The organism is Thermovibrio guaymasensis (assembly GCF_003633715.1).
Taxonomy (GTDB): Bacteria; Aquificota; Aquificia; order Desulfurobacteriales; family Desulfurobacteriaceae; genus Thermovibrio; species Thermovibrio guaymasensis.
The window spans coordinates 440,621-465,492 of the sequence record NZ_RBIE01000001.1 but is presented as its reverse complement, the minus strand read 5'-3'; the positions used below and the strand labels follow the sequence as shown (position 1 = coordinate 465,492).

At 44.3% G+C, this 24,872-nt stretch carries 26 protein-coding genes; 12 read left to right on the top strand and 14 right to left on the bottom strand.

Going from position 1 to position 24,872, the window contains the following annotated elements; all coding sequences use genetic code 11:
* Positions 1-3: 3 nt before the first annotated feature.
* Genes C7457_RS02575 through C7457_RS02565 form a run of 3 tightly spaced genes read left to right on the top strand, consistent with a single transcriptional unit; the run spans position 4 to position 1,281 of the window.
* Positions 4-582, top strand: coding sequence for a flavodoxin family protein (locus C7457_RS02575; RefSeq protein ID WP_121169880.1), 579 nt, complete (start codon positions 4-6; stop codon positions 580-582).
* Positions 582-923, top strand: a complete 342-nt coding sequence (locus C7457_RS02570) for a DUF72 domain-containing protein (RefSeq protein ID WP_121169879.1) — start codon at positions 582-584, stop codon at positions 921-923. The genes C7457_RS02575 and C7457_RS02570 overlap by 1 nt, the downstream gene beginning before the upstream one ends.
* Before the next feature lie 13 nt (positions 924-936).
* Positions 937-1,281 carry a DUF72 domain-containing protein gene (locus C7457_RS02565; protein WP_338065551.1) on the top strand — a complete coding sequence of 115 codons (345 nt, stop codon included), beginning with the start codon at positions 937-939 and terminating at the stop codon, positions 1,279-1,281.
* 14 nt (positions 1,282-1,295) lie between these two features.
* On the opposite strand, the gene C7457_RS02560 is transcribed toward C7457_RS02565, so the two are convergent.
* The 8 genes from C7457_RS02560 to C7457_RS02525 are packed head-to-tail and all read right to left on the bottom strand — an operon-like array spanning position 1,296 to position 10,014.
* Complete coding sequence (locus C7457_RS02560; protein ID WP_121169877.1) at positions 1,296-2,099, bottom strand: metal ABC transporter permease; 804 nt, start codon at positions 2,097-2,099, stop codon at positions 1,296-1,298.
* Positions 2,100-2,792 (bottom strand): phosphate signaling complex protein PhoU, encoded by a 693-nt coding sequence (gene phoU / locus C7457_RS02555; protein WP_121169876.1) that lies wholly within the window; start codon positions 2,790-2,792, stop codon positions 2,100-2,102.
* Positions 2,785-3,237: a hypothetical protein gene (locus tag C7457_RS02550; protein WP_121169875.1), complete on the bottom strand. Its 453-nt coding sequence runs from the start codon at positions 3,235-3,237 to the stop codon at positions 2,785-2,787. Before C7457_RS02550 ends, phoU begins: the two co-directional genes overlap by 8 nt.
* Entirely contained in the window at positions 3,234-4,214 is a 981-nt protein-coding gene (locus C7457_RS02545; RefSeq protein WP_121169874.1) for an NAD(P)H-dependent glycerol-3-phosphate dehydrogenase, read from the bottom strand. The genes C7457_RS02550 and C7457_RS02545 overlap by 4 nt, the downstream gene beginning before the upstream one ends.
* Positions 4,211-4,564 carry a putative Se/S carrier protein gene (locus C7457_RS02540; RefSeq protein WP_121169873.1) on the bottom strand — a complete coding sequence of 118 codons (354 nt, stop codon included), beginning with the start codon at positions 4,562-4,564 and terminating at the stop codon, positions 4,211-4,213. Before C7457_RS02540 ends, C7457_RS02545 begins: the two co-directional genes overlap by 4 nt.
* Position 4,565: 1 nt before the next feature.
* The gene (locus tag C7457_RS02535) at positions 4,566-6,221 is read right to left on the bottom strand and encodes a carbon starvation CstA family protein (RefSeq protein ID WP_121169872.1); all 1,656 of its coding nucleotides are present in this window, start codon (positions 6,219-6,221) and stop codon (positions 4,566-4,568) included.
* Positions 6,222-6,254: 33 nt separating this feature from the next.
* Positions 6,255-9,449 carry a BadF/BadG/BcrA/BcrD ATPase family protein gene (locus C7457_RS02530; RefSeq protein ID WP_121169871.1) on the bottom strand — a complete coding sequence of 1,065 codons (3,195 nt, stop codon included), beginning with the start codon at positions 9,447-9,449 and terminating at the stop codon, positions 6,255-6,257.
* Positions 9,433-10,014 (bottom strand): TetR/AcrR family transcriptional regulator, encoded by a 582-nt coding sequence (locus C7457_RS02525; protein WP_121169870.1) that lies wholly within the window; start codon positions 10,012-10,014, stop codon positions 9,433-9,435. Before C7457_RS02525 ends, C7457_RS02530 begins: the two co-directional genes overlap by 17 nt.
* Positions 10,015-10,101: 87 nt before the next feature.
* On the opposite strand from C7457_RS02525, the gene C7457_RS02520 reads away from it, so the two are divergent.
* Positions 10,102-10,635, top strand: a complete 534-nt coding sequence (locus C7457_RS02520; protein WP_121169869.1) for a hypothetical protein — start codon at positions 10,102-10,104, stop codon at positions 10,633-10,635.
* Here C7457_RS02520 and C7457_RS02515 read toward each other — a convergent pair.
* Both C7457_RS02515 and C7457_RS02510 read right to left on the bottom strand, forming a co-directional pair.
* Positions 10,624-11,139: a PH domain-containing protein gene (locus C7457_RS02515; protein WP_121169868.1), complete on the bottom strand. Its 516-nt coding sequence runs from the start codon at positions 11,137-11,139 to the stop codon at positions 10,624-10,626. The genes C7457_RS02520 and C7457_RS02515 overlap by 12 nt on opposite strands.
* Complete coding sequence (locus C7457_RS02510; RefSeq protein ID WP_121169867.1) at positions 11,132-12,319, bottom strand: pyridoxal phosphate-dependent aminotransferase; 1,188 nt, start codon at positions 12,317-12,319, stop codon at positions 11,132-11,134. The genes C7457_RS02515 and C7457_RS02510 overlap by 8 nt, the downstream gene beginning before the upstream one ends.
* A gap of 80 nt (positions 12,320-12,399) precedes the next feature.
* On the opposite strand from C7457_RS02510, the gene C7457_RS02505 reads away from it, so the two are divergent.
* Positions 12,400-12,786 (top strand): TraR/DksA family transcriptional regulator, encoded by a 387-nt coding sequence (locus C7457_RS02505; protein ID WP_121169866.1) that lies wholly within the window; start codon positions 12,400-12,402, stop codon positions 12,784-12,786.
* Positions 12,787-12,836: 50 nt separating this feature from the next.
* Here C7457_RS02505 and speD read toward each other — a convergent pair whose 3' ends face one another.
* Positions 12,837-13,226: an adenosylmethionine decarboxylase gene (gene speD, locus C7457_RS02500; protein ID WP_121169865.1), complete on the bottom strand. Its 390-nt coding sequence runs from the start codon at positions 13,224-13,226 to the stop codon at positions 12,837-12,839.
* Between the two features lie 111 nt (positions 13,227-13,337).
* Between speD and C7457_RS02495 the strand changes: the two genes are divergently transcribed.
* Both C7457_RS02495 and aspS read left to right on the top strand, forming a co-directional pair.
* Positions 13,338-14,786, top strand: a complete 1,449-nt coding sequence (locus C7457_RS02495; RefSeq protein ID WP_121169864.1) for a ComEC/Rec2 family competence protein — start codon at positions 13,338-13,340, stop codon at positions 14,784-14,786.
* 44 nt (positions 14,787-14,830) lie between these two features.
* Complete coding sequence (aspS, locus tag C7457_RS02490) at positions 14,831-16,627, top strand: aspartate--tRNA ligase (RefSeq protein WP_121169863.1); 1,797 nt, start codon at positions 14,831-14,833, stop codon at positions 16,625-16,627.
* A gap of 12 nt (positions 16,628-16,639) precedes the next feature.
* On the opposite strand, the gene C7457_RS02485 is transcribed toward aspS, so the two are convergent.
* Together C7457_RS02485 and C7457_RS02480 are read right to left on the bottom strand one after the other, a co-directional pair.
* Positions 16,640-17,137: a ferritin-like domain-containing protein gene (locus C7457_RS02485; protein ID WP_121169862.1), complete on the bottom strand. Its 498-nt coding sequence runs from the start codon at positions 17,135-17,137 to the stop codon at positions 16,640-16,642.
* Between the two features lie 65 nt (positions 17,138-17,202).
* Positions 17,203-17,835 (bottom strand): phosphoribosylanthranilate isomerase, encoded by a 633-nt coding sequence (locus C7457_RS02480; RefSeq protein WP_121169861.1) that lies wholly within the window; start codon positions 17,833-17,835, stop codon positions 17,203-17,205.
* Positions 17,836-17,919: 84 nt separating this feature from the next.
* Here C7457_RS02480 and clpX point away from each other — a divergent pair, with 84 nt between their 5' ends.
* The 5 genes from clpX to glnD are packed head-to-tail and all read left to right on the top strand — an operon-like array spanning position 17,920 to position 23,355.
* Positions 17,920-19,152 (top strand): ATP-dependent Clp protease ATP-binding subunit ClpX, encoded by a 1,233-nt coding sequence (gene clpX / locus C7457_RS02475; protein ID WP_121169860.1) that lies wholly within the window; start codon positions 17,920-17,922, stop codon positions 19,150-19,152.
* Positions 19,153-19,163: 11 nt separating this feature from the next.
* The gene (gene tpiA / locus C7457_RS02470; protein ID WP_121169859.1) at positions 19,164-19,919 is read left to right on the top strand and encodes a triose-phosphate isomerase; all 756 of its coding nucleotides are present in this window, start codon (positions 19,164-19,166) and stop codon (positions 19,917-19,919) included.
* The gene (secG, locus tag C7457_RS02465; protein WP_121169858.1) at positions 19,920-20,204 is read left to right on the top strand and encodes a preprotein translocase subunit SecG; all 285 of its coding nucleotides are present in this window, start codon (positions 19,920-19,922) and stop codon (positions 20,202-20,204) included.
* Positions 20,201-20,743, top strand: a complete 543-nt coding sequence (locus C7457_RS02460) for a phospholipase D family nuclease (RefSeq protein WP_121169857.1) — start codon at positions 20,201-20,203, stop codon at positions 20,741-20,743. Before secG ends, C7457_RS02460 begins: the two co-directional genes overlap by 4 nt.
* The gene (gene glnD, locus C7457_RS02455) at positions 20,740-23,355 is read left to right on the top strand and encodes a [protein-PII] uridylyltransferase (protein ID WP_121169856.1); all 2,616 of its coding nucleotides are present in this window, start codon (positions 20,740-20,742) and stop codon (positions 23,353-23,355) included. Before C7457_RS02460 ends, glnD begins: the two co-directional genes overlap by 4 nt.
* Here glnD and C7457_RS02450 read toward each other — a convergent pair whose 3' ends face one another.
* Entirely contained in the window at positions 23,356-24,870 is a 1,515-nt protein-coding gene (locus C7457_RS02450; RefSeq protein ID WP_121169855.1) for a gamma-glutamyltransferase family protein, read from the bottom strand.
* Positions 24,871-24,872 lie beyond the last annotated feature (2 nt).

The window sequence follows — 24,872 nt, the reverse complement described above, 5'->3', positions numbered from 1 at the left end:
AAAGTGAAAGTACTTGGGATAAATGGCTCCCACAGGAAAGGCTCAACGCTAATCCTACTTGAAGAAGCCTTTAAAGAGCTTGAAGGCTTTGATACAGAAATTATTTCCCTCTGCGACTATACGCTTGAGTACTGTAAAGTCTGTAACGCCTGTAAGAGAAACGGAGGGGTCTGTATCGTAAAGGACGGTTACCAGGAAATAGAAGAAAAGATGAAAGAGGCAGACGCAATAATAGTAGGTTCTCCAGTCTACTTTGGCTCAATAACCGGAATGCTTAAAACTCTCTTTGACCGTTCAAGGACCTTAAGGGTTAACTGGGAGTTGAAAGATAAAGTATGTGCCGCAATTGCTGTAGGAGCAACCAAACACGGAGGACAGGAACACACACTTCAGGCGATACACGCTTGGGCTTTAATACACGGAATGATTTTAGTTGCAGACTCAGACCCAACCGCCCACTTTGGAGGAGCGGCTACGGCAAAGCAGGTTGAGGACTCCTTTGAAATTGACGAGTGGGGCTTGAAAACTGCAAGGAGCGTAGGAAAAAGAGTTAGAGAAGTTTTAACTATGCTGAGGAAGTAGTGGTAATAGTTGGAACCAGTGGATACTACTACCGCGAGTGGGTAGGAAGGTTCTACCCTGAAGGCCTTCCTACCTCCCGCTGGCTTGAGTTCTATAGCCAACACCTAAACGGACTTGAGGTTAACTCAACCTTTTACAGACCTCCAAGCGAAAATTCAGTAAAAAAGCTTTTAAAATACCCTCTTTATTACAGCCTAAAGCTCTGCAGGGAGATAACCCACAAAAGGAGTTTAAGAGAAGAGCTCCTAACTCCCTTCTTTAGGGCAAAGGAAGTATTGGAAGGAAAACTAATTACTTTACTCGCTCAATTTCCCCCCCTCTTTCAAACCGAAGGAGGCTGAATTCCTATTTAAACTGATTGAGGTTTTTAAAGAAAAGGGAATAGCAGTAACTGTTGAATTGAGAAACCCGGAGTGGGAAAGAGGACTGAAAGAGCTAAAGGAGAGGAAAATTCCCGTAGCCTGCATCAGCTTTCCCGAAAAACTAAGTTGGCTGAAGAAGTGCGTAAAAACGGAAGAGATTACTTACCTGAGGCTCCACGGCAAAGAGGAACTCTACAGGGGAAGCTACAAAGAGGAGCTCCCAAAAATAGCAGACTGGATAAAAAAGAGCCCTTCAAAAAACAAATTAATCTTCTTTAACAATACTATGGGAAAGGCCTTTGAAGATGCAGTGGAGCTCTTAAAACTTCTCTCTTGACCTGCTCAAGGGTATCAGTCAAGAAAAGATGAAAGGAGAAAGATTAAGAAAGAAACGAGTGTAATAGTTGCTCCAGATGGAGCATCAAGGGAGAAGGAGACGAGAATTCCAAGAAGGCTTGAAAGGAAACCAAAAAGGACTGTTAAGGTAAAGAATTTGGAGTAACTTCCTGCAAGCCTAAAGGCAGATGCAGCAGGCATAACGAGGAGAGAAAAGACCAAAAGGGCACCTACAGCTTTAAGAGAAAACGTAACAACCAGAGCAATCAAAAGGCTCATAAGGAAAGTGATCAACTCAACCTTGTAACCTGAAGCCTTTGCAATTTCTTGACTAAAGGAAATTAAGTAAATCTCCCTCCAGAAGATAAAGAAGAAGGAGAAAACTATAAGTGTAGTAACAGTGAGGAGAAGGAGGTCTACATCTGTAACGCTCAAAGGACTGCCGAAAAGGTAAGAAAGGGCTGAGGAGCCGTAAGCCCCCGAAAGGCTTAAAAAGATTACTGCAAGGGCAACGCTCGTTGCAAAGAGAGCTCCCATCGTTGCATCAAAGTGAAGCCCCCTCTTAAGCTGAAAGAACCAGATAATAATAGATGAGAGCAGAGAAAAAACTAAGGCAGTAAGAGTCGGATTAACCCCTAGGAATATTCCAAATGCAACGCCTGCAAGGGCAATATGGGCAAGTCCTGCCCCTGCAAAGCTCATTTTCCTCAAAATAACGTAGGAACCAACAGCTGAACAGGTTAATCCGGTTAAAACGGCAGAGATTAGGGCTTTAACTCCAAAGCCGTAAGAAAGGTAGAGGAAGGGGTTGTGAAACATCTACCCTTCCTTACTTTGGAGTCTCTTTAGGTACTCCTGGGCCTTTTTATGCTTAACAACATCGCCAGTTTTGTAGTAGATGGCATACTCTGCAACGTTTGTAGCGTGGTCTCCAACCCTCTCAAGGGACTTAACTACCAAGATTAACCTTACTGCAACATCTGCAGCCTCAGGGTTTTGCCTTGACATCTCTATCAGTTCGTTAAAGAGCCTCTCATAGAAGCTGTCAACGATGTCGTCTTTGTCTATTACCTCCTTTGCAAGCTCTACGTCCCCCCTTAAAAGGGCCATTATAGAGTCTTTCAACATGTCAGAGACAACCTTTAACATTCTGGGAAGGTCAACGTAAGGTTTTAAAGGTGGGAGCTCCGAAAGGTAAATGGCAGTTTCACAGATATCACGGGCAAGGTCCCCAACCCTCTCAAGGTCAACGATACTCTTTAAAACCGAGACAACAAACCTTAAGTCTGTAGCCTCAGGGGAGTAGAGCGCTAAAATCCTTATACATCTCTCCTCAATCTCTATCTCCTTAAGGTCTATAAGCCTATCGTACTCATAGGTTGCCTTCGCCTTTTCCTTATCCCTCTCCATTAAAGCTTCCATGGCATCGTTTATTATCTTCCTAGCCATATCTGCCATCTCTATGAAGCTCTTCTTAAGTAAGTCCAAGTCTTCAAGGTAACGCTCAATCATCCTCTCCTCCACAGTTTAAAAGGGCTATTATTCTATTTATAGCATCGGAAACCGTCTCAACCCTCCCGTAGCCGGGGAGTTCCCCAATCTCTTTAAGTTTAAATGAAAGCTCGTCTAAACCTAAAGGCTCATTAGCCCTGTAGAAGACCAGCCTTTCAAGGAGGGGGAAAAGGTGATTCTCAAACAGGTAAACCCAAACTCTCAGCCTGTTACTGCTTACTTCCTCCCTCTCCAAAAGGCCCATCAGGTAGTCTATTAAGGTCTCCTCTTCACTTCCCAAAAGGGCGTTCTTAAAGGATAAAAGTCTATCCCTAAACCTCTCCCTCCAGATCGGAACCCTAAAGTCTAAAGTATCCCAACTGGGCAACTTTCCCTTAAAGAACCTTAAAGCCTCCTCTTCAAAGGGAAATTCCTCATCCTCTTTACCAAAGTTCAAACAGCTCATAGACTCTCCTCTTTAACAGGCCTTGAAAGGAGCTCCTCCATAACCTCCTTTGGAGAACTCCCTTCATAAACTATTCTATAGACTGCCTCAGTTATCGGCATCTCTATTGAGAACTTTTTAGAGAGTTTAACGGCCGCCTTTACAGTATAAACTCCCTCTACTACAAACTTACCGTTAACACCTCCCTCTCCCCTACCAATAGAGAGGCCAAACTGCCTGTTCCTTGAAAGGTCTCCAGTACAGGTTAAAACCAAGTCTCCAAGGCCCGAAAGGCCGTAAAAAGTTTCCTCTCTTGCCCCAATCGCTTTCCCCAGCCTCTTTATCTCGTGAAGGCCCCTCGTAATTAAAGCCGCACGGGCATTGTTCCCGAGCCCCATTCCGTCTGAAATTCCCGTAGCTATGGCTATTACGTTTTTAAGAGCCCCTCCAAGCTCAACGCCTAAAACGTCGTCACTCGCATAAAACCTAAAGCTCTTTGAATTGAGCTCCTCAACAACCTTAAAGGCCCTACTGGACGATAGGTTAGAAATAACTGCAGCTGCCGGTAAGCCCTTTGCAACTTCAAGGGCAAAGGTCGGCCCCGATAGAACGAAGTAGTTATCAGACGAACCGAAAACTTCCCTGTAAATTTGAGAGAGCGTCCTTAAACTCTCAACCTCTATCCCTTTGCTTGCACAGATTAGAGGTTTATCCTCAAGGAGAGCTCTGTTATCCTTCCAGAAACTAGAGGTATGCTGTGTAGGAATAACGGAGAGGACGTAATCTGCTCCCTCAACTGCCTCAGAAACTCTACTTGTAGCCCTAACCGTCTCAGGGTAGATAACGCCGGGAAGGAAAAGCGTGTTTTCCCTCCTTTTGTTAATCTCCTCTATTACTTCTCCTTCTCTACACCACTGAAAGACCTCAAAGCCCAACCTTCCAAAGTGAACAGAGAGGGCAGATCCCCAACTCCCAGAACCAAGAACGGCAAGCTTCAACCTTCCCCTCCGACTTCTAGGAACCTGTTACCTTCCCTCTTAAAAACCCCTGAAACCAAAATACCTTTATTCTTCAAGTGGTCCAAAACCCTTTTAAGCTCTTCCTCGTCCTTAACCAAAATCCCTACTCCACATCCCTCAAAAATCTCATCTGGAATGGGAATTGAGACACCGCCAACCCCTTTAAGCTCCTTCTCTGCCTTTAAACCTTCAGGAATTGATGGAAAGGAGATACAGTACCTGTACCTTTTAAATAAACCGGTAAACCTCAGAAAGTACTCCTTAGCATGGAGCCTAACACCTGTAGCTATAAAGAAAATCTTCTCTCCTAAACCTTTAGCTTCTGCCATATCATTCCTCTCTCAACTTCTTTAAAGCTAAGTAACCTTCGTAGAATATCCAAAGGGCAAGGAATACCTGAATAAGAGCTGCAACTCCAATAACAGTAAACTTCCACTTCAGAAAGAGCATGACAAGGGCCCAAAGAGTAATAATTCCCATAAAGAGAGCAGGTATTCCCGGAACGAACCAGTACTTTCCCTTACCGGTCTTAACAAGCCAGATCATAACCACAAAGAGGGCAAGTGATGCAATTAGCTGGTTTGTCGCTCCAAAGACCGGCCAGAGAGCCTTCCAAACGGGAAGTAACTTTCCAGTTGAAGGGTCTTTATACTTGAGAAAAACCAAAACCGCAGGAATTATCAGAGAAACGCCAGTAGCTAGAAACCTGTTCTTAACTCCCGTAAGCTCTGTGAAAACGTAACGGGCAAGGCGAGTTCCCGTATCTGTACTGGTTAAGACAAATGAAGATAGGGCAAGCATACCAAAGGCTACTCCTATATGATGGGGAACTCCAATGAAAGACATAAAGTTCCCTATACCTGCTCCGTAAATTGCCGCAACGTTCTTCTTCAGGACTTCAAACTCACTCGTAGTTAAAGTCATAACGAAGATAATAGACATAACAGCAACTACTCCCTCAAGGAGCATCGCTCCATAGCCTACGGTAAGGGCATCAGGCTCCTTGTCAAGCTGTTTTGAGGTTGTTCCAGAGCCAACCAGGGAGTGAAAGCCTGAAATGGAACCACAGGCAATAACAACAAAGAGGAGGGGAACAAGGGGACCTATATCGCTGTTAAAGCCAAAGTAAGGAGGGAGGTTAGAACTTACCTTTCCAAAGGATAGGAGGATTCCAAGGCCTGCTCCAAGGAGAGCTCCGTAAAGGAGAAAGCTTGAGAGGTAGTCCCTCGGCTGGAGTAAAAGCCAAACAGGGGTAACTGAGGCCACCGCAACGTACACAAGGAGGATAACGTTCCAAGTTGAAGGAGAGAGGTTAATTGGAAAGAGCTGCCCTATATAGACGGCTCCGTAAACTAAAACAACAAAGACAGCAGTTACCCACTTAAGGGGCAGTCTAAAGTTGTAGACGAGAATTCCAAAGATTAGGGCAAGAACTATGTAGATAATTGCGCTGGTAGCTACTCCACCGCCTATTGGGAGTTTAATTACCTGACCGTTCTCAACTACTGGAACAACGGCGTTAAAGGTTATCTGAGCAACGTTTATAAAAACTGCAACTACGTAAAGGAGAGCAAGCCAGATAAAGAGTTTAAAGAGGAACCCAGCCCTCTTTGAAAGGTACTTTCCCCCTATCTCCGCAATTGAACGGGCCTTATTCCTTATTGAGGCAACGAGGGCGCTCATGTCGTGAACACCGCCAATGAAGACGTTACCTATTAAGACCCAAAGGTAAGCAGGAAGCCATCCCCAAGAGGACGCAGCAGTTATTGGACCAACTATGGGCCCTGCACCTGCAATTGATGAGAAGTGGTGACCGAGGAGAACGGGAGCTGGAGCTGGAACGTAGTCAACACCGTCCCTCATAGTGTGGGCAGGAGTTTTATTCCTCTCAGATAGCTCAAAAACCTTTTCCTTTAAAAAACCTCCGTAGAACTTATAAGCAAGGAAAAAGACGAGAATTGAGAACAAAAAGAGGAAAACTACCATGGCTAACCTCCTGTAGGCACTATTATAACTCCCCTAAACTGCCTCTTCCCTATCCTTTAACCTCTCAATCCTCTCCTTCAGGAAGTAGTCTACGGTTTCAACCCTTATCTTTATTGAACCGGCAGGGCGGTTCTCGTCTATTTCGTGAAAGGTAAAGTATGGAGCTCCCGCCCTCTCAACTATCTCCTCAATAAGAGAGTAGATAGGCGCATCGTGGCCACACCTAAAGGAGGAAAGGTCAAGGAGAGCAAGGTTTGGATGGCCGGCTCCGTAGAGAGCTCCCCAAACTTTCCTGCTGCTGTTCTCACTGTAGGCCTTTTTCCAAACGTCCCTTATCTTAAAGGGGTTCCTTCCCCTAAAAACCTTCTTCAGGAACTCCTCCTTAATCGGGAGTGAATCTATAGTTAAAATCGGATATCCCCTCTTCTGGAGCTCTTTCGTAATACCGTGGTTTATTCCTGGGTCGTTGTGGTAAGGCCTTCCCAGAACTAAAATCCCTATCCGCCCTTCAGCCTCCAGTTTCCTTAAAACCTTCTCTCCAAGTTCTCTCATGTAGTTCTGGTAAGCTTCAAGGGCTCTAAAACCCTCTCTAACAGCTTTCCTGTTTTCATCCTTTGTCAGATCCAAAATATCCTTAAAAGCTTCAAAGAGTTCTACTTCAAGGAGTTCCTCATCGTCAAAGTGGAGGAGAGGATCAACAAACTCTACGCCGAACTTTTTAAATACATCCTCCTCCCTGGTCAAAATTGACTTAACGGTTATCGGAGTGGCTGTTACCGTTGGGCAGGCGTGGGAACCTTCAGAGTCAAGGAACATTCCCTTTAAAGTTGCTACTTTTGGAAAGAGAATAAAGTCCGGCCCTTTCTTAAGTAAGTTCCTAACGTGGGCAAGGGCAATCTTACTGGGAAAACAAGGGTCAACAGCCCCTCCCTTCATCTCCTCCCTGATTAACTCATCACTCGTATAATCAGAAAAGATAAAGTTCTCAACTCCTAAAGACTCTAAGTACCCCCTAAAGAAAGGGGCAAGTGAGTAGAAGTTTAGAACCCTCGGTATTCCAGCCTTTAGCTTCTTCCTCCTCTCAATCACACCCCTTCTTGGAATAATTCCAAAAATCCTATCTGAGTAAACTCTATTAACGGGATAGCTCTCAAAAACTTTCCTTGAAGAGATCTCCTGAAGGTTAGGGTTTTCCCTCTCCACCTCCCTCATTCTCTTAACGACCTCTTTAACCTGAGAAGCCTCAAGGACCATTCCCTTTTCACAGGGGGCAATAATGTAAAGCCTCTTTTCTTTACCCTTAGGGAAAACCTCTATAAAGGTCCTCTGACACCTGTTCGTACAGAAACTGCACCTAGTAGTCTCATCGCTCTTTACACTAAAGAAGAGGTCAAGGAGGGCCTCTATCCCTACGAAAGAGCTCCTTCCAGAGTAGTTCTTAGCTGCAAGGAGGGCCGCCCCAAAGGCACCGGCTTCACCTGTAATAGGGTGAACGAAGATTTCGGCATCTGGTACCCTCTCCTTTATGAAGTCATACTGGGCCTTAACGGCTGCAAGGTTCCTCTGGGTACCTCCCTGAAGGAGGAAACGCCTTCCCAACTTCCTCAAGTTGGGCTCTTTAACGACGTAGAGCCATATGTTCTTAGGTAAGACTTTTGCAAGGCCTGCCATTATCTCGTGGGGCTTCCAACCTAACCTCTGGAAGTTGACTATATCCTGCTCAAGGAAGACAGCACAGCCAAAGTTAAACTTTGGAGCATACTTAGCCTTAAATGCAACGTCGGCAAACTCCTCAACTCTGTACCCGAACTTCTCTGCAGTTGACTGGAGGAAGTAGCCGTTTCCCGCTGAACACTGGGTGTTCAGCTTAAAGTCCTTAACTTCTCCGTTCCTCAGAATCATTACCTTTATATCCTGCCCGCCAACGTCAACTATAACGTCAATATCCTTAAAGAAGTGAAGGGCTGAAACGGTATGGGCAACGGTCTCAACAATACAAACGTCTGCTCCAACAGTCTCCTTTAACATCTCCTTTGCATAACCGGTTGCTCCAACAGAGAGGATCTCAAGTAAAGCCCCATCACCTTCAACTTTATCCTTTAGCTCTTTGACTATTACCTTTAAATCCTCAAGAGGGTTCCCCTTAGAGAGGGTATAGGCCGTTGCAAGGAGCTCCCCCCTCTCATCTATCAAAACAGCCTTGGTAGAGGTTGAACCTCCATCAATTCCAAGGAAGGCCTTAACCCTTTCTCCTTCCTTAAACTTCTTCGGCTTAAAAGGCTTAACCTGATACCTCTTCTTAAACTCCTCTAAATCCTCCCCCGGCTTCAGAAGGCCCAACTCTCCGGTCTTCTTCTTTAAGTAGACAAGGGAGCTCCTTCTAAACTCTAAAAGGCCTTCCTTTCCCCTGTAGGGGCTCTCCTCCTCAAAGCCAAACAGGGCTGAACCGATAGCAGCGTAGAACTGGGAATTCTCAGGAAGGAGAATGGAAGAGCTATCAAAAGGAATTCCTTTCTCCTTCCAGACCTTCTCAAGGTGATACTTCCAAGCCCCCCTTAGAGCAGGGAAGAAAGTATTTGGACCTCCGAGGAGGAGGACAACAGGCCTTAAGGTATAGCCCCTGGTTAAAACGGAAAGGTTCTGAATTACTATCGCGTTAAAGAGGGAAATTAGGAGCTCCTCCTCTGGAACTCCCGCCTTCTGGAGGGAGTTTATGTCCGTCTCGGCAAAAACTCCGCACTTTGCTGCAACAGGGTGAACTCTTTTAGGGTCAAATTCAAGGGAAGATGCTACTTCAACAGGGATTTTTAACTTTGAAACAATCCTGTCTATTGTAGCCCCCGTTCCCCCTGCACACTTATCGTTCATTGTAGTTACTTTCCTCTTAAATCCGTTTACATCTAAGAAGAAAATCATCTTCGCATCTTGACCGCCCAGTTCAACGACTGAGGAAACCTCAGGGTGGAGAGTCTCTACAGCTCTACTTACTGCGTTAACTTCCTGAATAAACTTTACCCCAAGGGCCTTTGCTATATCCCCTCCTCCACTACCGGTTAAAAAGAGCTGAAAGTCCTTACCTGCAACTTCCTCAAACTTAGCCAAGAGCTCCAAGACCCTCTCTGCCTGTTTGGCCTCGTGGCGTCTGTACTCCTTAAATAGGACTTCTCCTTTCTCGTTTAAGAGAACCCCCTTTACTGTAGTTGACCCAACGTCAATTCCTCCAATCATTCCTCCCCTCCAGAAGGCCCCTCAAACCGAATGAGAGGAGCTCATCAACAGCCTCTTCGGCACTTTGGAGCTCCCCCTTTAAAAGGCCCTTTCCAACTTCAACAAAAGCCCCGAAAATAGCCCTTGAGATAACTTTAACGTTACACTCCCTAACAATTCCCATTTCCATTCCCTTTAAGAGGGCTCTCTCTATAAGGGAAAGGACCTTTCCGTAGAACTCTTCAAGGATTTCGTCAAACTCTAAGTTGAGTTTGTAAGGGTGATAGAAAATTAAGCTGGCCGTTTCTCTATCCTCCTCTATCAACTTCAAAACCGAAAGGAGGTTTCTACGTAGCTGTTCAAGGGGCCTTTCAAGCGGTAAAACTTTAAGGTTCTTCTCTATTTCCTGAACAGTCCTTTCAAGAACTCTCCTGTAGACGTCGTCCTTGTTCTTAAAGTAGAGGTAGAAAGTCCCCCTTGCTATCCCTAGGGAGTCAACAATCTCTGAGACTGTAAGGGAGTGAAAACCCCTCTTTGAAAAGAGGCTCTTTGCCCTAACTAAAATCTCCTCCTCTCTCTTCTTCACACTCCCTCCTGAACTGACGTGTCAGTTCATAATTTACCACAGAATTTGTGGTATCCTATTTAGAAACTCCGATTGGGAGTACTTAAGGTGAGGAGAGCTCTTCTCATAACTCCGCTGCTACTTTTCCCTTCCTGCGTAACTACAGGGGAAAACCTACAGTTGAACCAGCTAGAAGGAAAAGTTCAGGTCCTTGAAATTAAAGACAGGGAGCTCCAAAAGGAGGTTGACAAACTGAAAAACGAGAACTCAGAGCTAAGACAAGAGGTTGCCAAACTTAGGGTATTAATAGATAACTTAAATAAAGAAGTTGGCGAACTTAAATCCCAAACCGTAAACCTGAAAGGAGAGTTAAAAAACCAAAAAACCCAAACGGAAAGGAAAATTGAAGAGTTAGATACAGAGCTGAGTGAGAAAGTGAAAGAGATTAAGAGTCAAGTAGGAAACCTTAGGAAAGAGATAAGCCAGCTGAAAGAGAGCTACTCTGAGTTAGAAAGGGACAATTCAGAAATAAGGGAGGAAATTGGGAAGATAAAGGAGAGAATCAGCAAAGTTGAGGAGAGGTTAAACTCTTTAAGGATACCGTCAGTAAGAATTGAAAAAGTAAAGCCCTCAAAAAAATAGGTTCTTAAGTGCCACGAAGATAAGTATAAATGCCGCAAGCAGAAGTATTCCTACAGAAGTGTAGGAGCGTTTATAGGAAGAAAGGAGGGATTCAAAGTTTTCTGAAACCCTATCTGGAACCCTCTTCCTTATCTCCCTAGCAACTTCAACGAAGTTCTCAGTTGAATCGTCAATAACTGCAAGCTTTCCATTCTTTCCTTCTATAAAGAGAAAGTACTTCCTCCCTGGAGTCAGTGAAACCGATCTAACTTCCTCCCAGTTTATCCTCTTCCTACCAGTTAAACCAAAGACCTCTATTCCCTCATCGTCAATCTTTACGCTCTTTTTCATGAGGAAGAGAAAGTAGGCAAATACGGGAAGGACAAAGAGAAGAAGGATTAGAAGGGAGGAAGTAAACCCTCCCGCCTTCTTAAAAATCAAACCAAGGAAGAGCCCATAAGCAACAGTTAAAAGTCCGTAACTCAGGAACGTTAGTTTATCAGTCCTGTAAACTCTCTCAGCCATTTAACCTCTCCTCAACTGCCTCTTTAAACCTCTTAAGCCCCTCTTCAATGTTCTCCATTGAAGTTGCGTAAGATAGCCTCAAGTAGCCGGGATAACCAAAGGCTGAGCCCGGAACTACTGCAATCTTTGCCCTCTCAAGTAGGAACTCGGCAAGCTCCCAGTCGTCCTTAAAGTTTCCAAGCTTAAGGAGCTCCTTAACGTTCGGAAACGCATAGAAAGCTCCCTTAGGCATAATACAGGAAACGCCGGGAATCTGATTTAGTGTTTCAACCATGTAACGGCGCCTTTCGTCAAAGGCACTTAGCCACTCCTTTAAGAAGCCCTTAGGTTTTGTAAGGGCGGCAACTGCAGCTTTCTGAGCTATTGAATTAACGTTTGAAATAGACTGGGAGTTAATCTTTATCATTGCGTCTATTATCTCTTTTGGACCTGCAGCAAAACCTACTCTCCATCCCGTCATAGAGAAACTCTTAGATAGGGCATTTATAGTAACTGTAACCTCTTTAATATCCGGAGAGATAGAGGCAATACTAGTATGTTTGAAACCGTCGTAGGTTAAGTACTCGTAGCACTCATCTGAAGCTATCAAAATTCCCCTTTCTGCACAGAAGTGGCCAATCCTCTCAAGCTCCTCCTTCGGAATCACACTACCGGTTGGGTTGTGAGGAGTACAGAGAATGACCATTTTTGTCCTGGGAGTTATTGCAGGCTTGAGCTCCTCAAGGGTCAGAGCAAACCCTTTAATCTCCTTAGTTTCAACGAAAACTGGAGTTCCTCCTGCAAACTTGACCTGTTCAGGGTAGGTAACCCAGTACGGGGAAGGAATGACAACTTCATCTCCATCGTCTATAACGCTGAGCATTAAGTTGAAAAGGGCCTGTTTAGCTCCATCAGTTATTACAACCTGTTCAGGCTCATAGTCAATACCGTTTTCGCTCCTTAACTTGTCTGCAACCGCCCTCCTTAGCTCAGGGATTCCTGCAGGAGGAGTGTACTTTGTAAAGCCCATATCAATCGCTTCTTTTGCAGCTTCCTTAATATGGTCAGGAGTGTCAAAGTCAGGCTCTCCGGCTCCAAAGCCTATAACGTCCACTCCTTTAGCTTTAAGCTCTTTAGCTTTGCTCGTGATTGCCATTGTAGGTGAAGGTGAAATCCTTCTTACGCGCCTTGAGAGCTCCATAACTTCCTCCATTAAAATATGTCGTTGACATTTTACACCCTTACGTATACCTTTCCCACCAATAAAGAAGGAGGTTTAGAATGAAGGGGAATAAATGCCTCACGGCCGAACAGATTCAGGAACTTAAGAAGATTTTAGAGGAGAGAAGAAGGGAAGTTCTTGAAGACATAAAGAGGGGACTTGAAGAGACAGCCCATGCAGAAAGGGAAGTTGGTGATATAGTAGATATGTCAACTGATGAGATACTAAGAACCTTTGAAATGAGAATAAGGGACAGGGAAGCCAAGTACCTTAAAAAGATAGAGAAAGCCCTCAGGAAAATAGAAGAGGGAACTTACGGAATATGCGAAAAGTGTGGAGCCTGCATCAAGTATGAAAGGTTGAAGTTGAGGCCGGTTGCAGAGCTCTGCATAAAGTGTAAGCTTGAGCAAGAGAAGTTAGAGAGGAAATTTGGAGAGGAGCAATAAAACAAAAGCCCCCTTAAAGGGGGCCTCTTTACTCTCAGCCTACCACCGGCTCAGCCTACGCTGGCACAGAAGGTTACCTCTTCCTCTTCGTTAACAACTCCCCTGAAGTGAACGTCCTTCTCAACCCTCTCAGGTTTTAACTTATCAACGATATAGTCAAAAGCCTTAAAGGCATTCTCGTGAGCTCCACAAGTGTAAACGTCTATTGCAACGTAGCCGTGCTCAGGCCAGGTATGGAAAGACAGGTGAGATTCAGAAATTACAACAACCCCCGTCGCCCCGTAGGGCTCAAACTGGTGGTAGTAGGCTGAGAGCTTATTGAGGTTCGCGTATTTTACAGCTCCCTCAAAAACCTCTGCCATCTTCTCAGCAGACTTGAGAAGTTCCGGGTCACACCCGTAAAGGTCGGCAACGATGTGGACGCCGAGGGTTTTTGCCATTTTTCCATCCTCCCAATCTGAATTTAGCAAGTGATAGTATATACCTGAGCCCCCCTAAAAACAATTTTATTAAGATTTAACTTAACGGGAAAGTGGGAAACAAAATAAAAGATGGAAAAACACAAAGCTCACATCTTTTTCCTATGCTCTCTAGCCCTAACGTGGAAGTTTGCAGGAAGTGATTACTTCCCATTCCTGCTAACCTCCACAGCCATACTGGGAGGATACTATCTGCTAAAGTTCAACTGGACGGAGCTCCTTCCAACAACTGTTCCTCTTTTAGCCGTTCTTACTCTCCAATCACTGGCCCTACCCACAAAAGCTCCACCGAAAGTAATGTGGGTAAGAGAGTACAGCGACAACTATAAAGTAGCAGTAGTTGAAGGTTGGAAGTGGATAAGGATCAAAGATGGAGAAAATGTTGAAGTCGGAGACGTAGTAAGTGAAGATGGAAAGGTTTTAGTAAAAGGAAAGGGGGGTTCAGCAGCCCTAAAGAGGTTAAGGTACAAACTCTACAGGGAAATTGAAGAAGTCGTTGACTACCCGGTATCCTCGGTAGCAGGAGCATCTACCTTAGGAATCAGGTTTGAGCTCTCCCAGTCTTTAAAGGGATACTTTGTCCTCTCAGGACTTTACCACTTCCTTGCCATATCAGGACTCCACGTAGGAATCGTAATAGGAACGTTGGCAGGTTTCCTAAAACTAATAAGGTTTCCGAAACCTTTAATATCTGCATCCTTAATGGTTCTTCCCCTCATGCCTTTAACGGGACTACCCCCTTCAGCAGTTAGGGCCTACCTCTTCACTTTTCTAGTATCACTGGGAGTTGAGGAGTTTAGGAAAATCTCACCAATTTACCTACTCGGCGTAGTTTTCCTCTTAACGGTTCTCTTTGGAAAGTTTAACCTCTCGGCAGCCCTTTCCTTCTCAGCAGTTGGAGGAATCCTTCTAAGCCTTGAAGGAAAGGGAAGTAAACTTGAAAAGAGCTTAAAGGTCTCTGTAGCCCCAATGCTCTTTACCCTTCCAATCGTCCTCCACGTATTTGGAACGGTAAACTTAATGTCTTGGATTACAACGGTTTTAGCCGGTTTTATCTTTACACCCTTCCTAATAAGCGTCTTCTTAATGGAAGTCACTCTTTACAAGGTAAGTTTAATCAACCAAGTTGTAGAGTTCTTAGGAGAGCTCTTCATCAGGGGAACTCAAATCTCCTTCCACCTTACAAAGTGGGCCATAGTTCACAGCGAAATATCTCTGCTTCTAGCTGGAATCACCTACGTCGCCTCCCTTTTATTAATTCTCTCAGGAAAAGTAAGGTTTTTCTTGGTTCCTTCAGCACTCTTGGCAACTTACGCAATCCTTAATCAGACGGTTATCTCTGGAAAGGAAATTTATGAAAAGGGGTGGAAAGTGAACTCTTTCAGGTTCATATCAACTGAAGGTCAGAGGTATAAGGAGTGTAAGATACACTCTTCCTACGTTATGCCGGCAACCAGGAAGCTCCTTTATAAAAACGAATTAATAGATGAGAGGCTCAGGAGATTTGAAAAGAAAAAATAGGTTGTAAAATTCCCAGAACAAACTTAAGAACAGGAGAAGGAAAGATGCTTGAGCACCTTGGCTCGTTCCAAAGAACCCACTACTGTGGTGAGATTTCAGAGAAGGATTTAGGAAAAGAAGTAAGGGTTGCCGGTTGGGTTGACACAACGAGAGACCACGGGGGAGTTGTCTTTACAGACCTCAGGGACAGAACCGGAAAAGTTCAAATCGTCTTTTCCCCCGAAATCTCTGAAGACCTTGTTGAAAAGGCAAAAAAGCTTAGACACGAGTTCGTTATAGCCGTAAAGGGAGAAGTAAGGAGGAGACCTCCGGGAACCGAAAACCCAAAGCTTAAAACGGGAGAGTTTGAAATATACGCAAAGGAGCTCCAAATCCTAAACCGCTCCCTCCCCCTACCGTTCCCAATTGAGAATGAGATAAAGGTAAGTGAGGAAGTCCGTTTAAAGTACCGCTTTCTTGACCTCAGAAGGCCTAAAATGGCTCAAAACTTAATCTTCCGCCACAGGATGTACCAAGTAGTAAGGGAGGTCTTTAACAAAGAGGGCTTCATTGAGATTGAAACACCTTACCTTACAAAGAGCACTCCTGAGGGAGCAAGGGACTTTCTAGTTCCAAGCAGAATATACCCTGGAAAGTTCTACGCCCTTCCCCAGTCCCCGCAGCTATTTAAGCAGATACTCATGGTTTCAGGATTTGACAAGTACTACCAGATAGCCCGCTGTTTTAGGGACGAAGACCTGAGGGCAGACAGACAGCCTGAGTTCACACAGATTGACTTTGAAATGTCCTTTGTAAGGGAAAGGGACGTAATGGACGTTGCCGAGAAAGTCTTAAGAGCCCTCTATAAGGAGCTCTTAGGAGTTGAAATCGGAGAAATCCCGGTAATGTCCTACGACGAAGCAATGGAGAGGTTTGGAACGGACAGACCTGATACCAGGTTTGGCCTTGAACTAAAAAACATTACAGACGTTGCTAAAAGGTGTAACTTTAAAGTTTTTAGAACAGTTGCAGAAAAGGGTGGAATAGTTAAAGCAATAAACTTTGAAGGCGGAGCCGGACTGTCAAGAAAAGAGATTGATGAACTTACAAAGTTTGTCGGAATTTACGGAGCAAAGGGACTTGCCTGGATTAAAGTCCTTCCTGAAGGGAAGCTCCAGTCTCCAATAGTTAAGTTCTTCACTGAGGATGAGATAGACGAAATCCTGAGAAGGTTGAATGCAAAACCGGGCGACATCCTCTTCTTCGTGGCCGATAAACCGGACGTTGTAAACCCAGCCCTTGCAAACTTAAGGTTAAAACTTGGAAAGATGGCAAACTTAATAGATGAGAACAAAATAAACGTCCTCTGGATTGTAGATTTCCCAATGTTTGAGTGGAACGAAGAGGAAGAGAGGTGGGAGGCCCTCCACCACCCATTTACAAGCCCGAAGGAAGAGGACGTTGAGAAGATCCTTGAAGAACCGGGTAAAGTAAGGGCAAGGGCCTACGATATGGTCTTAAATGGAGTTGAGATCGGAGGAGGAAGTATCCGTATTCACAGGGAGGACGTTCAGGAAAAGGTATTTAAAGTAATAGGCCTTTCGGACGAGGAGGCCAAAGAGAGGTTTGGATTCCTACTTGAAGCCTTAAAGTACGGAGCTCCCCCCCACGGAGGAATGGCCTTTGGACTTGACAGGTTATGTGCAATAATGAGGGGTGAGGAGTCAATAAGGGACGTTATTGCCTTCCCTAAAACCCAAAGGGGACAGTGCTTACTTACTGGAGCTCCCGACAGCGTCAGGAAGGAACAGCTTGAAGAACTTCACATTGAGATAAAGGATGAAGAGGGGGAGGAGGTATAACCTCCCCTTTAACTATTTGAGAAACTTCATGTTCTCAATATCCTCAAGGAGTGACTGAAGGTCCTCCTCGTGCTCCATCTCGTCAGTCATAATTTGAACTGCAATGTTGTAAGTTACCGGGTCTACATCCCTAGTATAGGAAGCAATCTGGTTATAAACGTCAATCGCACAGCGTTCCCCTTTAATATTCTGCTCAAGGATTCTCTTTACAAAAGGGTTATCAGGTTCTTCATAACCGCAGTTCGTAAGCTCAAACCACTTCTTCGGCGTAAGAACTGGAGTTCCCCCTAGCTCTAAAATCCTCATAACGAGCATATCGGCGTGACGAAGCTCATCGGCAGCATGCTGGACAAGTTCAGCTTCAACTGCGCTCTTCATAGGTCCCTTCACAACTTTAGAACCGATCCAGTACTGGTAGTAGGCAAGCCACTCATCGGCTAGAGCTCTGTTTAGGAGCTCTACAATCCTATCTGCGTGCTCCCCCACCAGTTCCCTTGCTTTCTTTCCCATAACTAATTCTCCTTACTAAATTGAGATTATTCTCCAAGTTATCATCAGAGGAAATTAATTACAACTTAAAGGGAGCACTTAGCCCTCTTAACAAAAGTCTCAACCTTAGATGGGTCCTTAACCCCAGCCTCCCTCTCAACGCCACTACAAACGTCAACAGCGAAGGGAGAAACACTCCTTACAGCCTCTACTACGTTATCTGGGTTAAGTCCTCCAGAGAGAATAAGGGGGAGCTCCGGGAACCTCTCCTTAACCTTTAAGGCCAAAGTCCAATCAAAGGGCCTTCCTGTTCCGCCGTAAACCTTAGTATCGTAAGTATCAAGAAGGATAGCCCTCACCTTTCCGACGTAGGGCCCTATCTTCTCAATCTCATCCTCACCCTTTAGACGGAAAACCTTTATAACCCTGTGGGCTCCTATATAGTCACAGTCATCAGGGGTCTCCTCTCCGTGAAGTTGAGCAAAGTCTAAGTGGGCATAGCTTAGAATCTCTAGAACGTCGCGGGGATCTTCATTTACAAAAACTCCAACCTTTGAAACGAAAGGGGGAAGTTTAGAAGTAATCTTCCTCACGTCCTTAGCCTTTACGAACCTCTTACTTTCAGAGTAAATTATGAAACCAACGGCATCTGCTCCGGCCTTAACGGAGGTAAGGGCATCCTCAAGGTTAGTTATTCCACAGACTTTAACCCTAACCATCTACAACTCCTCCCACTTTTTCTGCCGATTTTATCACCGATGGTATATATTTCCCAGTTAGCAAAACTAAAGAGAGAGGGCAGAATGTTTGAAACTAAAGCTCCAGTAAGAAGGTGTTCCTTCTGTAACCGTTCACAAAACGAAGTTGAGGCATTGATAACAGGACCTGGAGGAGTTGCGATTTGCAACTACTGTATAGATGAGTGTTACAAAATGCTCCACGAGGAGGAGGGAAAGAAAGGAGCTCCTGTCAAAGTTGATAAGCTTCCAACACCAAAGGAAATAAAAGAGTTCCTTGACCAGTACGTAATAGGGCAGGAAGAGGCTAAGAAAGTCCTCTCAGTGGCCGTTTACAACCACTACAAGAGGATAATGTCAGGTGGGACTGTTGATGACGTAGAGCTAGAAAAGAGCAACATACTCTTAATAGGACCTACAGGTTCAGGAAAGACTCTCCTTGCCCGCTCACTTGCAAAACTCCTTGACGTTCCATTTGCAATAGCCGACGCAACAACACTTACAGAGGCAGGGTACGTAGGAGAGGACGTTGAGAATATCCTTTTAAGGTTAATTCAGGCAGCAGACTACGACATTGAAAGGGCACAGAAAGGAATAATCTACATTGATGAAATAGACAAAATTGCAAGGAAGAGCGAAAACCCATCAATTACGAGGGACGTCTCTGGAGAGGGAGTCCAGCAGGCACTCTTAAAAATCCTTGAAGGAACAGTTGCGAACGTCCCCCCCCAAGGAGGCAGGAAGCACCCCCACCAACAGTATATCCAGATTGACACTTCAAACATACTCTTCATATGTGGCGGAGCCTTTGTAGGACTTGAGGATATAATAGCTAAGAGAATTGGAAAGGGCTCTTTAGGGTTCACTGCAGACGTTGATAAGAAGAGGATGGAGAGGGATGAACTCTTAAAACACGTAGAGCCGGACGACCTAGTTAAGTTTGGACTAATTCCGGAGCTAATAGGAAGGTTGCCTGTAGTGGCAACTTTAAAAGAGCTCAAAGAGGAAGACCTCGTTAGAGTATTAACAGAACCTAAGAACGCCCTAGTTAAGCAGTACAAGAAGATGCTTGAACTTGAAGGCGTTGAGCTTGAGTTTACCGAGGATGCACTAAGGGAAATCGCAAAAGAGGCAATAAGGAGAAAGACGGGAGCAAGAGGCCTCAGGGCAATTATGGAGAAACTGATGACAGACGTTATGTTTGAAGTACCCACAAGGAAGGACGTTAAAAAAGTTATAATTGACGCCGAAGCAGTAAAAACTGGAAAGCCTAAGTATGAATTGACAAAAGCTTCATAGTGGGGGATAGGTTGAGGAGGTTACTCATAGCTGGAAACTGGAAAATGAATAAAACCGTTCCAGAGGCCATTGAACTCGTTAGAGGACTGAAAGAAAGGCTTAAATGTGTAGAGGACAGAGACGTCCTTATCTGTCCTCCTTTTACGGCCCTCTACCCTGTAAGTAAGGAACTAGAGGGCAGCCAAATACTACTTGGTGGTCAAAACATGTTCTACGAAGAAAAGGGAGCCTTTACAGGTGAGATATCTCCCTTAATGCTCAAAGACGTTGGATGCTCATTTGTAATCCTTGGCCACTCTGAAAGGAGACACATATTCGGCGAAGATGACAAACTGATTAACAAGAAAGTAATTTCGGCTGTTAAACACGGACTAATTCCCATACTTTGCGTCGGCGAAAGAATTGAGGAGAGAGAAGAGGGAAGGACAGAAGAGGTAATTGAGAAACAAGTTAGAGAAGGTTTAAAGGGGTTAAGTTCTAAGGACGAGTTTGTAATAGCTTACGAGCCTGTATGGGCTATAGGAACAGGTAAAACCGCAACCCCAGAAATGGCTCAGGAAGTTCATTCATTTATAAGGGAGATACTGAAGGAGCTCTTTGGAGAAGAAAAGGCAGGTAGAGTTAGGGTACTCTACGGTGGAAGCGTAAAGCCGGAAAACGCCAAAGGCTTACTTGAAATGCCCGACATTGACGGAGCACTCGTTGGAGGAGCAAGCCTCAAGGCTGAAAGCTTCAGCGCAATAGTACAGTTTGATAGGGAGGCTTAAATGTTCACTTTTCTCCTGATTATTCATGCAATATTGGCAGTTTTACTCATTTTGGTAATAATAATCCAACCTGGGCAGAGCGAAGGCGGAGTTGCAATGATGGGAGGGAGCTCCACAGGGTCAGCCTTTGGAGCTGAAACTGGAGCGGTCTTAACCAAGACAACGGCAGTCCTTGGAGCTCTCTTCCTCATAAATTCCCTTCTCCTTTCAGTTGCCGGAACGAAGTTTTTAAAGAGCTCCTCAGTAGTTGAAAAGGTGGTAAATAAAAAGGAGCAGAAGGAGTGAGATTTCTCCTTTTTATTCTCTTATCACTAACCCTCTTTACCGGTTGTCAGAACGTAGAAGTTAAACATCCGGTTGGCACTAGAGAAGTAAGGACTGAAGTCTTCTTCTCGCCAAGGGGAGGGTGTAGAGACGCAATAGTTAACCTGATAGAGAACTCAAGGGAAAGTATAGACATTGCTATATACTCATTTACCAGTAAGAAAATCGCAAAAGCCCTAATTGACGCCCACAGGAGAGGGGTAAAAGTAAGAGTAATAATAGATGAGGGAAACGGAAAGTCCCGTTTCTGCGTTGGCCCTCTCCTTGAAAAGGCAGGAATTGAAGTAAGATACAAGAGAGGAAGCGGTGGGGGATTGATGCACAACAAGTATGCAATTTACGACGGAAAAGTAATTTCAACTGGAAGTTTCAACTGGACCGAAAGCGCAGAGAAAAGGAACGACGAAAACCTTGTCATAATAGAAAATGACTCAAAACTTATAAAGATGTACGAAAAGAACTTCTCAAAACTCTGGAAGTTAGCAGGTCTTACAAATTGACGTTAGAAGCTGCAAAGGAAAGTTTCTTTCAGGAGATTGAAAGGGCAAAGGAACTTCACCGGAAAAAAGAGACCGGATTTACAGTTGCCCAGCACCTTCAGAAAGCCCTTGATAAGCTCCTTAGGAAAGTTTACCCCTACTTCTTTGGAAACTGGGACGTTCCTGTAGTCCTTATAGCTTTAGGAGGCTACGGAAGAGGAGAACTAAACTTTCACTCAGATATAGACATCAACCTTATTTATGACGGGAGACTAACGGAAAGTCACCTGGAGGACGTTGAAGGCTTCTACTATTTCCTCCTCTCACTTAAAAGGGATTTAGGGTTTGCCCCCAGAAGTATAGAGGAAGCCCTTGAACTTTCAAAGAGCGACCTTTCAGTCTTTACAAATTTACTCCAAAGGAGAGTAGTTAAAGGAGAAGTAAAAGTAGAGAAGAAATTTTCCAAAAGTTTTGAAAAATTCATAAAGGAAAACAAGGAAAGTTTAATAAATGAAATTCTTGTAGCAAGAAGGGGAAGGTATAAAAGGTTTTACGGAACCGTTTACTACCAGGAACCAAACGTTAAAGAGAGTAAGGGAGGATTAAGGGATCTACACGAAGCCTTCTGGATTGCAAAAATAACTTACGGAATAGAGAATTACTCAGGATTTCTAGACAGAAAAATACTTGACAGGAGGAGCTTTAGAGACGTTATCTCTGCTTACGACTTCCTCCTTAGAGTTAGGAACCAACTTCACATAGTAAACGGTAGAAGGAGCGATATACTCTCCTTTGAGATGCAGAGAGAAGTTGCCGAATTCTTCGGATTTAAGAAGGATAGGAGTGGAGTAGAACAGTTTATGAAAAACTTCTTTAGTTCTGCCATAGACCTATCGGTCATAACAGACGAGATAGTAAAGAGCTGTAGAGAAGAACTTAAGAGAGGAAGTAGGGAGTTCTCACTAAAAGTTCTCTTAACTCCACGGGAAGAGATTGACAACTTCTACGTTGAAAACAACACACTCTACGTTAAAGAGAGCAGCGAGAGTTCCATAGTAAAAGAACCTCTCCTAGTAATAAAAGGCTTTAAACTAATCCAAGAAAAAGGGCTGGAACTCTCCCCTTCAACCTTTTCGCTCTTTAAGCTCTCAGCAGAAACCTATAAAAGTAAGTTCAGAAAGAAAGAGGTTTTAAGGGAATTTAGGGAAATCCTGACTTCTCCAGAAAGGCTATCCTACACCCTTGAGCTCATGCACGACACAAAAGTTCTAGGAGCTCTTATTCCAGACTTTGAGAGGTTAAGGGGACACTTTCAGTACGACACTTACCACAAGTTCACAACGGACATTCACTCCATACTCACAGTTAGAGAAATAGAAAAGTTATCGGAAAAAGGAACCAGCGGGACTTCTGTAAAGGAAAAAGGAAAGCTCTACCAGATTCTTCAAGACCTTGAAAGGCCAGAACTCCTATTCATAGCTGCTCTCTTCCACGACGTTGGGAAGGGAAAGCCCGGTAAACACGAACTAGTAGGGGCAGGATTAACAAAGAGATACTTATCAGAAATGGGATTCAGTCCAGAGGAGATTAACGAAGTAGCTTGGCTTGTAAGGAATCATCTTCTAATGGCCCACCTCGCCTTTAGGAGGGACATATCAGACCCTAAACTAGTTGAGCAGTTTAAGGAGGAGTGTAGAACTGAGGAGAGGTTAAAGAAACTCTTCCTCTTAACCTACGCCGACATTAAAGCTGTTGGGCCAGGTGCCTGGGATAACTGGAAGAGCAGTTTACTGTGGAAGTTATACGAATCAACACTCTCCCTCTTTACAGAGAATAAAAGTGCCGGAGAACTTATAAAGGAGAAACTGAAAAGGAGGAAGGAAAAGGTAAAAGAGCTCCTTAAAGGAAGAATAAAGCCAGAATCTGTCGAAAGGTTCTTCAAAAACGCCGATGAGAACTATTTAATAACCTATTCTTCAAAGGAAATAGCAAAACATATGCTCTTAATGAAAGAAATTAGAAAGGAAAAACTAGAATATACAACCTATTGGGAAAACTTTCCCGATATTGGATATTCAAAACTTGTAATAATCACGAAGTACAGGAGGGGACTCTTTAACAAAATTGCCGGAATACTATCCTACTTAGGGATAAACATAAAAGGAGCAAATATAAACAGGGCCATAGAAGACGACTGCGACTGTATGGTTTACACAATCCACGTCTCAACGATTGCAGAAGAACCCCTTCCGGAAGAGAAAATTAGTGAGTTTGAGAAACTCTTAAAGGAACTCTACCGGGGGGAGCTCCAGGTAGATAAGTTTGATAGCATACTAAAGCCAAAGACCTTTAGGCGAAATCTTCCCTTACCCGAAACTAAGGTGAAGATAGATAACAAAACATCAGAGGACTTCACAATTGTTGAAGTCTCCACCTACGATAGACTTGGAGTTCTCTACATGATAACAAAAGTCCTAATTGAACAGGAGACAAGGCTTAGGAGGGCAATAATTGCCACCGAAGGGAACAGGGTTATAGACAGTTTCTACATAACCGATATAAACTACAGGAAAATAGAGGATCAGGAAAAGCTAAAGAGGATAGAAGAGGAGATAATAAAGGCAATTTCATAGTCAAACCCTCAAAAAGACGCCTCCCCTCCTCGGATCTCCTTTACCCCTATAGTTAAAATCTACCGCCTGAACTCCCCCAAAGAACATGTTCCTTTCTCTAAACTGTACTAAACGGTAATGTTCCTTTAAAACGTTAAGGAGGGATTCGTCGTATCCAGGTTCAATAAAAACTCTCCCCTTCTCATAGTGGACCCTTGGAAGCTCTATACTCTCCTCAACGGAGAACTTGAAGACTATATAGTTAAGTATAACGTTAACTATTGCGCTCCTTATTCTGTTACTACCTGCACTTCCAAGGAGGAGCTCTACTCCAGACGTAGCAACCACAGCAGTTGGAGACATCATTGAAGGAAGACGAACGTAAGGAGGCCACTTAAAGAAGCCTCGAGGGTTAAGGTCTTCCTCCCCAAGCATGTTATTCAGCATTACCCCCGTTCCAGGAACTACAACTCCAGAACCTTCACCGTTGGTTGTAGTCATTGAAACCCCGTTACCTTCACTATCAAGAACGCTAACGTGGGTAGTATTACCCCACAAGTTTAGCCTCATGTTAAATAAGCGTTCATAGGTTGAAGTAACCTCTTCCCTACTTAACAGGTCCTCAAGGTTTTCGTCATGGAGGTGGCCATTAACGAACTTCTCCCTGAAAACTTCGGTCGTTGCCATAGCCTCAATTAAGGAAGAAAGGTGCTCAAGAAAACCCCACCTACTCAAATCGGTCTTTTCAAGGAGGCTGAGAGTAAAAGCTACTAAAATTCCTCCAGAAGAGGGAGGGGGATTTGTAAGGACTTCTCTACCCTTAAATTGAAAGGAAAGAGGCCTCCTCTCAACAACTTTATACCTCTCAAGGTCCTCCTTCCTTATAAGTCCACCCTCTTCAACCGAAACCCTCTCTATAGCGTCGGCAATCTCTCCCTCGTAAAAAGCCCATTGACCTTCTTCTATTAAGAGCTCAAGGAAATTGGCATAGTCTGAATTTTTAAAAAGGGTCCTCTCATCTATTAACTTTCCTCCTGGAGCAAAGACCTTCCTTGAGTAAGAAGTTGCAGTGAAGATAGGCTCTAAGAGCTTTACAAAAGAGGCCTGAGTAGGAGAGAGGTAAACTCCTCTCCTTGCGTAGGAAAGTGCAGGAGAGAGAACCTCCTTTAAAGGGAGCCTTCCCTTTTCAGAGTGAACCCTCAAAAGGCCTGCAACAAAACCGGGAACCGCCACAGAACCGGCACCGATATGGAAAACCTGCTTTGCGTCACCGAAATCAACAGTTATAGGGTAAAAGTTAGGGTTATCTATCCTCTTTGGAGGAACGTCAACGAAGAAGTCGTAAAGAACCGGTGGTTGATCGGGAGAAACTGCTAGGAGGAATCCTCCACCACCTGCAGACGTTAAGGCTGGTTCACACATTGGAGAGGCAAAAGCTGCGGCAACAGCTGCGTCAAAGGCGTTTCCTCCAGCCCTTAAAACTTCAGCGGCCGCCTCTGCTGTAAGTCTATCTCCTGCAGCTACAGCTCCTTTCAACT

Coding starts and splice junctions, on each gene's coding strand:
- clpX (WP_121169860.1), top strand. CDS start 17,920: ATGTTTGAAACTAAAGCTCCAGTAAGAAGGTGTTCCTTCTGTAACCGT.
- C7457_RS02495 (WP_121169864.1), top strand. CDS start 13,338: ATGGAAAAACACAAAGCTCACATCTTTTTCCTATGCTCTCTAGCCCTA.
- C7457_RS02530 (WP_121169871.1), bottom strand. CDS start 9,449: ATGATTGGAGGAATTGACGTTGGGTCAACTACAGTAAAGGGGGTTCTC.
- speD (WP_121169865.1), bottom strand. CDS start 13,226: ATGGCAAAAACCCTCGGCGTCCACATCGTTGCCGACCTTTACGGGTGT.
- C7457_RS02515 (WP_121169868.1), bottom strand. CDS start 11,139: ATGGCTGAGAGAGTTTACAGGACTGATAAACTAACGTTCCTGAGTTAC.
- C7457_RS02550 (WP_121169875.1), bottom strand. CDS start 3,237: ATGAGCTGTTTGAACTTTGGTAAAGAGGATGAGGAATTTCCCTTTGAA.
- C7457_RS02535 (WP_121169872.1), bottom strand. CDS start 6,221: ATGGTAGTTTTCCTCTTTTTGTTCTCAATTCTCGTCTTTTTCCTTGCT.
- phoU (WP_121169876.1), bottom strand. CDS start 2,792: ATGATTGAGCGTTACCTTGAAGACTTGGACTTACTTAAGAAGAGCTTC.
- C7457_RS02505 (WP_121169866.1), top strand. CDS start 12,400: ATGAAGGGGAATAAATGCCTCACGGCCGAACAGATTCAGGAACTTAAG.
- secG (WP_121169858.1), top strand. CDS start 19,920: ATGTTCACTTTTCTCCTGATTATTCATGCAATATTGGCAGTTTTACTC.
- C7457_RS02485 (WP_121169862.1), bottom strand. CDS start 17,137: ATGGGAAAGAAAGCAAGGGAACTGGTGGGGGAGCACGCAGATAGGATT.
- C7457_RS02540 (WP_121169873.1), bottom strand. CDS start 4,564: ATGGCAGAAGCTAAAGGTTTAGGAGAGAAGATTTTCTTTATAGCTACA.
- C7457_RS02480 (WP_121169861.1), bottom strand. CDS start 17,835: ATGGTTAGGGTTAAAGTCTGTGGAATAACTAACCTTGAGGATGCCCTT.
- C7457_RS02510 (WP_121169867.1), bottom strand. CDS start 12,319: ATGGAGCTCTCAAGGCGCGTAAGAAGGATTTCACCTTCACCTACAATG.
- aspS (WP_121169863.1), top strand. CDS start 14,831: ATGCTTGAGCACCTTGGCTCGTTCCAAAGAACCCACTACTGTGGTGAG.
- C7457_RS02560 (WP_121169877.1), bottom strand. CDS start 2,099: ATGTTTCACAACCCCTTCCTCTACCTTTCTTACGGCTTTGGAGTTAAA.